The sequence below is a fragment of the Rhabdaerophilum sp. genome, assembly GCF_046092605.1.
Classification (GTDB): Bacteria; Pseudomonadota; Alphaproteobacteria; order Rhizobiales; family Beijerinckiaceae; genus Rhabdaerophilum.
In genome coordinates this window covers 1-10,102 of sequence record NZ_JBJTDY010000154.1, presented here as the reverse complement: position 1 = coordinate 10,102, position 10,102 = coordinate 1, and the positions used below count along the sequence as shown (strand labels likewise).

10 protein-coding genes are annotated in these 10,102 nt (G+C 63.0%); 6 read left to right on the top strand and 4 right to left on the bottom strand.

The genetic code is table 11. The annotated features are described in order from the left end of the window. Window positions 1-68: 68 nt before the first annotated feature. Genes ACKODO_RS11995 through ACKODO_RS11970 form a run of 6 tightly spaced genes read left to right on the top strand, consistent with a single transcriptional unit; the run spans window position 69 to window position 5,484 of the window. The gene (locus ACKODO_RS11995; RefSeq protein WP_408983669.1) at window positions 69-902 is read left to right on the top strand and encodes a DUF547 domain-containing protein; all 834 of its coding nucleotides are present in this window, start codon (window positions 69-71) and stop codon (window positions 900-902) included. A 38-nt stretch (window positions 903-940) separates the two neighbouring features. Further along, complete coding sequence (locus tag ACKODO_RS11990) at window positions 941-1,531, top strand: rhodanese-like domain-containing protein (RefSeq protein WP_408983668.1); 591 nt, start codon at window positions 941-943, stop codon at window positions 1,529-1,531. Then, window positions 1,528-2,943 carry a hypothetical protein gene (locus ACKODO_RS11985; RefSeq protein WP_408983667.1) on the top strand — a complete coding sequence of 472 codons (1,416 nt, stop codon included), beginning with the start codon at window positions 1,528-1,530 and terminating at the stop codon, window positions 2,941-2,943. Before ACKODO_RS11990 ends, ACKODO_RS11985 begins: the two co-directional genes overlap by 4 nt. Beyond that, entirely contained in the window at window positions 2,940-3,656 is a 717-nt protein-coding gene (locus ACKODO_RS11980; protein ID WP_408983666.1) for a glycosyltransferase family 2 protein, read from the top strand. The genes ACKODO_RS11985 and ACKODO_RS11980 overlap by 4 nt, the downstream gene beginning before the upstream one ends. After that, a complete protein-coding gene (locus ACKODO_RS11975) occupies window positions 3,653-4,354 on the top strand; it encodes a TIGR04282 family arsenosugar biosynthesis glycosyltransferase (protein WP_408983665.1) in 702 nt (233 codons plus the stop codon). Before ACKODO_RS11980 ends, ACKODO_RS11975 begins: the two co-directional genes overlap by 4 nt. Then, window positions 4,354-5,484: an FAD-dependent oxidoreductase gene (locus ACKODO_RS11970; protein ID WP_408983664.1), complete on the top strand. Its 1,131-nt coding sequence runs from the start codon at window positions 4,354-4,356 to the stop codon at window positions 5,482-5,484. Before ACKODO_RS11975 ends, ACKODO_RS11970 begins: the two co-directional genes overlap by 1 nt. 15 nt (window positions 5,485-5,499) lie before the next feature. On the opposite strand, the gene ACKODO_RS11965 is transcribed toward ACKODO_RS11970, so the two are convergent. The 4 genes from ACKODO_RS11965 to polA form a co-directional block, all read right to left on the bottom strand. Then, entirely contained in the window at window positions 5,500-6,369 is an 870-nt protein-coding gene (locus tag ACKODO_RS11965; protein WP_408983663.1) for an S-methyl-5'-thioadenosine phosphorylase, read from the bottom strand. Window positions 6,370-6,429: 60 nt separating this feature from the next. Beyond that, entirely contained in the window at window positions 6,430-7,065 is a 636-nt protein-coding gene (locus tag ACKODO_RS11960; protein ID WP_408983662.1) for an NrsF family protein, read from the bottom strand. Continuing rightward, window positions 7,055-7,621: a sigma-70 family RNA polymerase sigma factor gene (locus ACKODO_RS11955; RefSeq protein ID WP_408983661.1), complete on the bottom strand. Its 567-nt coding sequence runs from the start codon at window positions 7,619-7,621 to the stop codon at window positions 7,055-7,057. Before ACKODO_RS11955 ends, ACKODO_RS11960 begins: the two co-directional genes overlap by 11 nt. 272 nt (window positions 7,622-7,893) lie before the next feature. Beyond that, on the bottom strand, window positions 7,894-10,102 hold a 2,209-nt coding region (gene polA / locus ACKODO_RS11950; RefSeq protein ID WP_408983660.1), incomplete at its 5' end, for a DNA polymerase I.

Sequence of the window (10,102 nt, the reverse complement as noted above, 5' to 3'; positions counted from 1 at the left end):
CTGCGCAAGCGCTTCGAGGGCCGGAATGCGTGAAGACAAATCCTTTGAATTCTGTGGAGATCGCATTCATGCGCAACAGCCCGCCGAAACCTGATCGTCGCCAGGCCCTTGGGCTCGGTGTTTCACTTGGCTTTGTGCTTGTGTTCGCGCCGGGCACAATCACAGCCGCACAGGGGGATGCCGATGCACCTTATGATGCTCTTCTGCGTCGCTATGTAAAGCCGAACCCGGACGGCCTGACGCGGGTCGATTACGCCGGCTGGCGCGCCCATGCAGCCGATCGCGCGGCACTTGATGCCTATATCGCGGAGCTGGCGCAGCGCCAGCCCTCCACCATGGCCCGTGGCGAGGCCCTGGCCTACTGGGGCAACCTCTACAATGCCGTGACTCTCAAGGTTGTGATCGACCGGTATCCGGTTGCCTCGATCCGCGACATCAAGAGTGATTCATGGCTCGACCCAAAGGCCTATACCGGCCCTTGGCGTCAGCCTCGGGTGACGGTGGAAGGCCGCCGTCTCTCGCTCGATGACATCGAGCATTCGATCATGCGTCCGACTTTCAAGGATCCGCGCGTTCATTACGTGGTGAATTGCGCCTCCCATGGTTGCCCCAATCTTCTCAACCGCGCCTGGCGTGCGGCAACGCTTGAGGCCGACCTCGATCAAGCCGCGCGCGACTTCATCAACCATCCGCGTGGGGTAACGGTGCTTCCCTCGGGCGGGCTCAAGGTCTCTTCGATCTACAAGTGGTTCATCGAGGATTTCGGCGGCGACGATGCCGGACTGCTCGCGCATTTCCTGGCTTTTGCCGAGCCCGAGTTGAAGCAGAAGCTCGCGAGATCGCCGCGGATTGTTGAGGATGATTACGACTGGTCGCTCAACCGCAGCCTGCCCATCTCGTGAACGTGGCAAATCCGAAGGGTCCAAACGGGAGACATATGGTGTCACGCATCTCGCCTCGTTCACGCGCAATCGGTTACGTGGCCGGCCTGCTCCTTGTCGCAGCGCTGGCCTTGGCCAACATGTTGCAACTTCCCTCGATCCATGGCCCCTTGATACTCGATCCGACCAATCCGAAGGTCACGCTCGACGATGTCGAACGCGAAATCATCCGGCGTTACCCGGTTGATGACATCTCCGTCTCCAAGCTGGCAAGCATGATGGCCACGAGCGCGGTCACCCTGTTCGACGTGCGCACCCGGGAGGAATTCGAGGCCGGACATCTTCCCGGGGCAATCCGCATCGAGCCAGGCAGCTCGGCGAAGGATGTTCTCAGCGCGCATCGCGATCAATTGGGTGACCAGCCTGTTGTTTTCTATTGTGCCGTTGGCGTGCGGTCGTCGCAGGTGCTGATGCAGACCTTGCGGGAACTCGCGCCTCACACCAAAGGGCAGATCTTCAACCTGCGCGGTGGTGTGTTTCGCTGGGCGGCGGAAGGGGGCGTGCTGGTCAAGGGCGATGAACCGGGCAAGCCTCACCCCTACGATGCGAGCTGGGGCAAGCTTCTTGCGCGGACCATTCCCGGTTCATGAATGTGCCGTCCTCACTTCCTGACGAGCGGTCGCGCCCGCGCGATTTCCGGCTCTGGATCTTGCTCTCCGCCTTGGCCGGTGCGTTTCTGTCCCACTTGGTGCTGGCGCGCGCCTTTGGTCCATTATCCGGAGCTGCACGAGACAGCTGGGGCGTGGCCTTCTCCCTGTTCGGCCTGCTGACGCTGTCGGGGGGGCTTGTGGTCTGGGCCATCTGGCTTGCACGGGGAATGGCGCCGCATTGGGGCATCGGGGTCGCCATCGCAGCTGCCGGAATTCTCATGCGTCTGCCGTATTTCGGCGCCGGCCCGATGCTGGAGGATGATCACTACCGCTACCTCCTTGATGGCGCGATGGTGGCGCGAGGCTTCAATCCCTACACCCTTTCGCCCCAGAATTTGCTGGGCGAACTGCCACCCGCGCTCACCGGCCTGGTTGATGCCGGTCGAGGGGTGATCGAGGCCATCAACTTTCCCGATCTCCGGTCAATCTATCCAGGTTCGGCTCAAGCCCTTTTTGCCATCGCCCACTGGATCGCGCCCTGGAAGCTTGATGGACTGCGCCTTGTCATCTTCTCGGCGGAGGCGGTGACGGCGATCCTGATCTGGCACTGGCTTCGGAGCAACGGCGGCTCCATGCTCATGGGTGCGCTTTACTGGTGCAACCCTCTGATGGCCTTCTGCCTGACAGGCCAGGCCCATATCGATGCGGCCTTGGCTCCTCCTGTTCTGCTTGCGCTGCTTGCAGCGAGCCGGAATCGCGCGCTCGCCGCCGGGATCGGGCTTGGGCTGGCGGTGGGGGTGAAGCTTTGGCCGCTTCTGCTCGCCCCGCTTCTCGCAAGGGCGCTCTGGCCGGATCGCCGGAGGCTTTTCTTGTTTTCGCTTGGCCTTGGAAGCATCACCCTGCTCACTTGCGGGCCCCTGCTCTGGGCCAGCCTCTCGGCGCAGGCCGGGCTCACCGCCTATGCTGGTGGATGGAGCATCAATAATGCCCCATTTGCATGGCTTTCCTTCCTGTTTTTCCAAGGTTTCGGGCCCGGAACGGGTGAGTTGGTTCTTCGAGCAGCCATTGTCGGCGTCGCTGCCGGCGCGAGCCTCACGATCGGCCTGCGATCCGGGAAAGGTTCAGCCGGGCTCGTGGGCCGGGCCTCCATTCTCGCCGGTTTGCTCTTCTATCTCTCGCCGGCACAGTTTCCCTGGTATGCCGCGTGGTTTCTCCCTCTTGCGGCTGCCAGCGGTTCCTGGGTGCTGATCTTCGGCGCGGTCGGCCTGCCGATCTATTTCCTGTTTTTTCCGCTTGCCGCTGCGGGCCTGCGCGACATTCACAGCTACGGGCTTGCTGCCTTACACCTCGCGCCGCTTTTCGGGGCGATCGCGCTGCACGAACGCCTCGGGGCACGCGAGGTGAAGCGATGAGCCTCGGCGGCAAGAGGATCGGCGTCGTTATCCCCACGCGTAACGAAGCCGGCGCGCTGCCGGCCGTACTCGCAGCCATGCCTGTTTTTGTCGATGCGGTCGCCATTGGCGATTTTCGATCCAGTGACGGGACACTACAGATCGGGCGACGCGCCGGGGCAATCGTGGTCGAGGTGACAGGTCCGGGTTACGGGCGCGCTTGTCTGGAAGCAATCGCGGCGCTTCCTCCGGTTGATATCCTCGTGTTTGTCGATGGAGACGCGGCCGATGATCTCTCGGCCATGCTCCGCCTGCTGGCGCCGATCCTCGCGGGAGAAGCGGAGTTCACGCTTGGCTCGCGCGTCCTGGGCAAGCGGGAGCCCGGCGCATTGACACCTCAGCAAATCTTCGGGAACTGGCTGGCTTGCACGCTGATCCGGCTCATCTGGGGCAGGAATTTCACCGATCTTGGCCCATTCCGTGCGATTTCCCGCGATGCGTTCGACCAACTCGTTATGGCTGACCTGAATTTCGGCTGGACCGTCGAGATGCAGATCAAGGCCGCGCGGCAGGGATTGCCCATATTCGAGATCCCGGTTGATTACCGTCGCAGGATCGGCGTGTCGAAGGTCTCGGGAACGGTGAGCGGAACCATCCGCGCCGGGGTCAAGATCCTCTGGGTGATCGGGCGCGAGGCCATGACTTCGCGGAGTGGCGCGAGATCCCGGCCATGACCCTTGCACCGATCGGCCTTGGATTGATGTGCAAACCGCCGCGCCCGGGCATCAGCAAGACTCGTCTTGCGGCCAGCATCGGGCCGGAAGCCGCCGCGCGTCTGTCCCGCGCCTTTCTGGAGGATTCCGCGCGTGCCGCGCGCGAGGCTGCCGATCGTGCAGGGATCAAGCCCCTGGCATTTTTCCGGCCAGTGGATGCGGCACAGGAAATCGCAGCGATCCTGGGCCCGGAATGGCGCCTCGCCTATGCTGATGCCGGCGATCTTGGCGCAACCATGCTCGAGGTCCTGGAAACATGCCTGAGGCATTGTCCAGCTGGCGCGATGATCATGGGCGCGGACGTGCCGCTCCTCAGCAGCGATGTTCTCGTCGAGGCAGCGCATTGTCTTCAGAACGGCAATCCTGATGAGGTTGTAATCGTCCCAAGCGTTGATGGCGGCTATTGCCTGCTGGGTGTGCGCAGCCTCGAAGCCGCGACGACGCTCTGCGCCCCGATGGCCTGGAGCACGCCAAAGGTGCTGGATGAAACCTTGCGTCGTGCATCAATCGCCAATCTGACCGTGCGGCTTCTTTCCGCGCAGCGGGACATGGATGAGCTTGCCGATCTCGACTGGCTTCGCGAGCAACTGGCCGTGGGGGACAGATTGGCCCCGCGCACGCGCGCCGTCATCGCCCAATTGGGGGAGGCGCTTTTCTGATGAGCCGGCAGCTGGTCCTTGTCGGGGGCGGGCATGCCCATGTTCAGGTCATCCGCGCCCTGGCTGAACATCCCGAGCCGGATATCGCGGTGACGCTGGTGACAGATCGGCTGCTGACACCCTATTCAGGCATGCTTCCGGGTCATATTGCCGGGTTCTACAGCCATTCCGAGATGCATATCGATCTCGGGCGTCTCGCGCGGGTTGCAGGCGTCTCGCTCGTGGATTCCGCCGCGAACGGGATCGACCGGGTGAACCGCCATGTGCGAACCAAAGATGGCAGCTTGATCCCCTATGACATACTCTCGCTCAATATCGGGATCACACCAGACCTTTCTGGGATCACCGGTGCCGGGCAGCATGGAATTGCGGTCAAGCCGATCAGCACCTTTCTCGAAAGGCTCGATGCTCTTCTGGCCGATGCCGCACGCCCGGATGGGCCGCGCCGGATCGTGCTGGTGGGTGGCGGCGCCGCCGGGATCGAACTGGCGCTCGCGCTCAAGGCACGATTGGGCAATCTCGAGACCGTCGGCCGTCCGTTCTGGATCGCCATCGCGACGGGCAACGGGCTTGTCCCGACCTTGAACCTGGGCGTCCGCCGGCATGTCCGCCATGCACTCGCCCGCCATGGCGTCACCGTGCTGGATTCCTTTCGCGTCGTCGAAATCACTGCCGATGGTATTCGTGCCGAGGATGGACGCTCTGTCGAGGCCGAAGCTGTCCTCCTGTCCACCGCGGCCAAGGCACCGGAATGGCTGGGCGAGACCGCTCTGGCGGTAACCACCGGCGGCTTTCTCTCCATCGCGCCCACCCTTGCCTCGATCGGCGATCCCGCGATCTTTGCCGTCGGGGATTGCGCGACGATGATATCGGATCCCATGCCGAAGGCCGGGGTTTTCGCAGTTCGTCAGGGTGCGGCATTGACCGGGAACATCCGCCGCGCCTTGCGGGGCGAGCCTCTCAAGCCGCACCGGCCTGACCCTGATTTTCTGACCATCCTGATGACCGGCGACGGCTCGGCCATTGCTGGTCGCGGCGCTTGGCTTGCTGTGGAGGGGCGTTGGGTCTGGCGGTGGAAAGACTGGATCGACCGCCGCTTCATGCGCCGGTTCTCGGATTTCCGCCTTTAAGCCAAGAGCCAATGCCTACCGCAGCACGCGCCCGGCAATCGCATCGAGCCTGGCAACAAGGGCTGGATCGCGCGCTTCCTTCGCCGTGATGATCGCGAAATCGAGTGCCCGATGCGAGCCCGCCGGGCATTCCTCGCGCTCCGACGGGAAATCAGCGGCCAGAGCCACGAGAACGCGACGCGCGGCCTCCGAGTTTTCGTGGACCTGCCGCAGAATCAGCTCGACATTCACATCCTCATGATGGGGATGCCAGCAGTCGAAATCTGTCACCATCGCGCACATGCAATAGGTGATCTCCGCCTCGCGTGCCAACTTCGCTTCAGGCATCGATGTCATGCCGATCACATCGTAGCCTTGGCCCTTGTAGAAGAGGCTTTCGGCCCGTGTCGAGAATTGCGGCCCTTCCATGCAGACCGCTGTTCCTCCTTCTCGGATGTTCACGCTGACCCGCCTTGCTGCTTCGGCAACCCGGTGCCGAAGGCGGGGCCCGAAAGGTTCGCCGAAGGGAACATGCGCGACGCAACCATTGCCGAAGAAGCTGCTTTCGCGCGCGAAAGTTCGATCCACCAGCTGATCGGGCAGCAAGAAGGTCCCAGGCGGCAGTCCTTCCTTATAGGACCCGACCGCCGAGAAGCTGACGATATCGGTGACGCCAAGGCGTTTCAGCGCATCGATGTTCGCCCGATAGTTGATCCCGCCCGGCGAAAAGCGATGGCCGTCCCCATGCCGGGGCAGAAAAACAATCTCGGTGGCACCGATGCGCCCGAATCTCAGGGCTGCGGAGGGGGTGCCCCACGGCGTCTGGACCATTTCCTCGCGGCGATCCTCCAGCCCCGGCAAGTCATAAAGTCCGGACCCACCGATGACACCCAGCCGCGCGTTCATGACATGTTTCTCCGATGTGAGTTTTGAAGATGGCGTGAGGTTCAGATCGCGCGCTGTCGCTTACCAGCGGAGCAGCGTTCGACCCAAGACCGCGCCGAGCCCGGCAACCAAAATCGCGGCCAGCGAATACCATGTCGCGACGAAAACAAGGCTGTCCTCGGTGCAGAATACCGCATAGGCGATGATCGCCACGCCAGCTGAAGCGAGGCCAGCAAGCCCGCCAGCAAAGGTGGGGGATGTCGTTGCTCCACCCCGCAAGGCATGAAGCGAAACAACGAGAGGCAGCAATGCAAGCAACGGGATGACCGTCAGGCAACCAACGATGCTCTTGCCGAACATTCGGACAAGCCATCCATCCGGGCCACGAAACACAAGTTCTGTGGCGAAGAGAAACGCCAGAAAGGCAGCGAAGGTGACCAGACGCCGCAAGGGCTGAACGACAGATGCTTCCGGTCGCGCGAGTGACGTTGCCCCTCCGATCGCCGCCCAGGCCAGCAAGGCCCCCATGAAGACCTTCATGATTGAAGGCAGCAAGCCACCGCCAAGCAGGTCAGCCCGTGCTCCGGCAAAGAGGAGGAAGGTTGCGCCGGTCCCCAGGGCGGTCGCCGAAATCCAGCGCGTCAGCGCTAACCCCTGGCGGGCAGGCCCCGATGGAAGATCCTCCGCCAGGAGCCTTATGAAATTTTCAGTTTTCATGGCTTCCGGTCCTGAAGATCGTCGCGAGTTTTTTCAGTGAACGGTGGAGAGCAACCCGAACCGCTCCCTCGCTCATCCCGAGCGCGCTGCCGACTTCCGCTGCCGAGCGGCCCATGAGCATGATCTGTACGACGATGTCGCGCTGTCGGGCTTCAAGGGCTTGAAGGATGCGCTTGCTGTCCAGGGTGTGATCTTCCTGTCTCTCCTGGGCGGCCAGAGTGTCGGCAAGGCCGTCGAGTTCAACCTCTCCGCGAATGCCTGCGCGGCGCAGCGCGTCGATGGTCTTGTAGCGTGCCACCGCGTTCAGCCATGGCATGAACGGGAGGGACCGATCCCAGGTCGCCCGCTTGAGATGGACAGCGAGCAGGATCTCCTGGACGATATCCTCGAGATCGGCGGTTCCCCGTCCGGAGCGAGACAGAACCCGCCGAACCGTGTTTCGCAGATGCGGCGCGATCGCACCTAGCAAGGTCCGGTAGGCGAGAGCATCCCCATCAAGAGCCAGACGCATCAGACGGCCCCATTCCTCTTCGTAACCGAACCGGCGTTCCTGCACGTATCATCCTGTCATTCGGGCTCGGAATGGCAATTGTTACTGGCTCTCGGCAATTTCCGCCAAATGGCATTTGCGTGAGGACGGGAGCCGAGCCGGATGAACAGGCGAAGCGATGGCGCCAAGGATCGCCGAAGCGCCGACTGCATTTCCTGCAAAGCGCAGCTGCGTCGCTTTCCGGTTCAGCCCCGTGATTCATGCTGGCCCTTTCGAGCCACCTCGGATCGCGGCTTGCATCGAAGCCAGTTTCTGACGGAGCTTCAGTGTCTTGCCCCTCAATGGGCCTCGTCCCAGTTCCTGGCGGCGCGCGCATCGACCTTCAGCGGCACCTTGAGATCGAGGATCGGCAGCGGTGCTTCCTCCATCACGCGGGTGATGACAGGGATCGCGCTTGCCACCGCCGCTTCCGGCGCTTCGAAGATCAGTTCGTCATGCACCTGCAGCAGCATCTCGGCCGGCGAGTTCACGGCAGAGAGGGAAGCATCCATGCGCAGCATCGCCCGGCGGATGATATCGGCCGCCGAGCCCTGGATGGGCGCGTTGATCGCCGCGCGTTCAAGGAAGGCGCGCTCGCTGGGGTTCTTCGTATCGATGTTCGGGAAGAAACATTTGCGGCCGAAGATGGTCTCGACGAAGCCTTCCACCTTCACCCGGCGCTTCGTCGCTTCCATGTAGTCGCGGATGCCGGGGAAGCGCTCGAAATACTTCTTGATATAGGCTCCCGCCTCTTCGCGCCCGATGCCCAGCTGCTTTGCGAGCCCGAAGGCGGAAATGCCATAGATGATGCCGAAATTGATGGCTTTCGCACGCCGGCGCACCTCGCTCGTCATCTCGGCGATGGGCACGCCGAACATTTCGGAGGCGGTCATCGCGTGAATGTCCACGCCCTCTGCAAAGGCTTTCCGGAGCTGCGGGATCTCCGCGATATGCGCGAGCAGGCGCAATTCGATCTGGGAATAATCCGCCGAGATCAGCAGGCGGCCCGGCGGCGCGATGAAGGCCTGGCGGATTTTCCGGCCCATCTCGTTCCTGACGGGAATGTTCTGCAGGTTCGGTTCGTTGGAGGAGAGCCGCCCCGTGGAGGTGGAGGCGAGCGCGTAAGAAGTATGCACGCGGCCCGTCTCGGCATTCACATAGCCTGGAAGCGCATCGGTATAGGTGGATTTCAGCTTCTGGAGCTGCCGCCATTCCAGCAGCCTTTCCGGCAGGGCATGGCCCTGGTCGGCAAGTTCTTCGAGCACATCGGCACCTGTGGACCAGGCTCCGGTCGCGGTTCTGCGCCCGCCGGGCAGGCCCATCTTGCCGAAGAGGATATCGCCCAGCTGCTTGGGCGAGCCGAGATTGAAGGTCTCACCCGCCATTTCGTGGATTTCCGCCTCGAGCCGCGCCATGCCCTGCGCGAATTCGCCCGAGAGGCGCGAGAGGATCTGCCGGTCGATGGCAATGCCGCGCCTTTCCATCTTCGCAAGGCAATCCGGCATGCCGCGTTCAAGCGTCTCGTAGACATTCGCGAGGCCTTCCGCCGCAAGCCTCGGCTTCAGCGCGAGCCAGAGGCGCAAGGTCACATCCGCATCCTCCGCCGCATAGGCCGTGGCACGGTCGATCGGCACATGGTCGAAAGTCACCATCGCCTTGCCCTTGCCGGCGACTTCGCCGAACGAGATCGTCTGGTGCCCGAGATGGCGCATGGAAAGCTCATCCATGCCATGCCCGCCGCGCCCCACATCGAGCGCGTAGGAGATGAGCATCGTGTCATCGATCGGGTGAATATCGAGGCCGTGACGGCGCATCACCAGCAGGTCGTATTTCAGGTTCTGGCCGATTTTCAGCGTGCTTTCGTCTTCCAGCACCGGCTTCAAGGCGGCGAGAGCCTCCGCGAGCGGAATCTGCCCGGGCATGAGGCCGGAATCGAAGAGGCCATCACCCGTGCGATGCTGGAGCGGCACATAGACCGCGCGACCCGGTTGAACCGCGAGCGAAACGCCCACGAGCTCGGCCTGCATCGGATCAAGCGACGAGGTTTCGGTATCGAAGGAGAGCACGCCCCGCTCCTGCGCTTCGGCAAGAAAGGCTTTCAATGCCGCAAGTTCGGTGACGGCCGGAAAGCTCTCGGGCTTCACCGGCATGGCGCGCAATTTCGCGAGGCGCTCGGCGGCGAGGCCGGCAGGCGTGAGGGCATCGGCGGAGGGCACGGCGGAGGGCATGGCGGCGGGCATGGTGCTCGCAGCATCCGTGACCGGCGCGGGCGGCACCGCCCCGCCCTTGCCGGCCGCAGCATAGGCCGGATCGGGCGGGATCGAATCGAAATCGACGCCTGAAATCTCAGCCACCCGCTTCGTGAGCGTCGTGAATTCCATGGCCTTCAGGAAGGCCACGGCTTTCGGCGCATCGAGCGGATGCGCAACGAGTGTTTCGAGCGCATGCTCCACCGGCACGTCGCGCACGAGCGTGACCAGCGTCTTCGAGATGCGGATTTTCTCCACC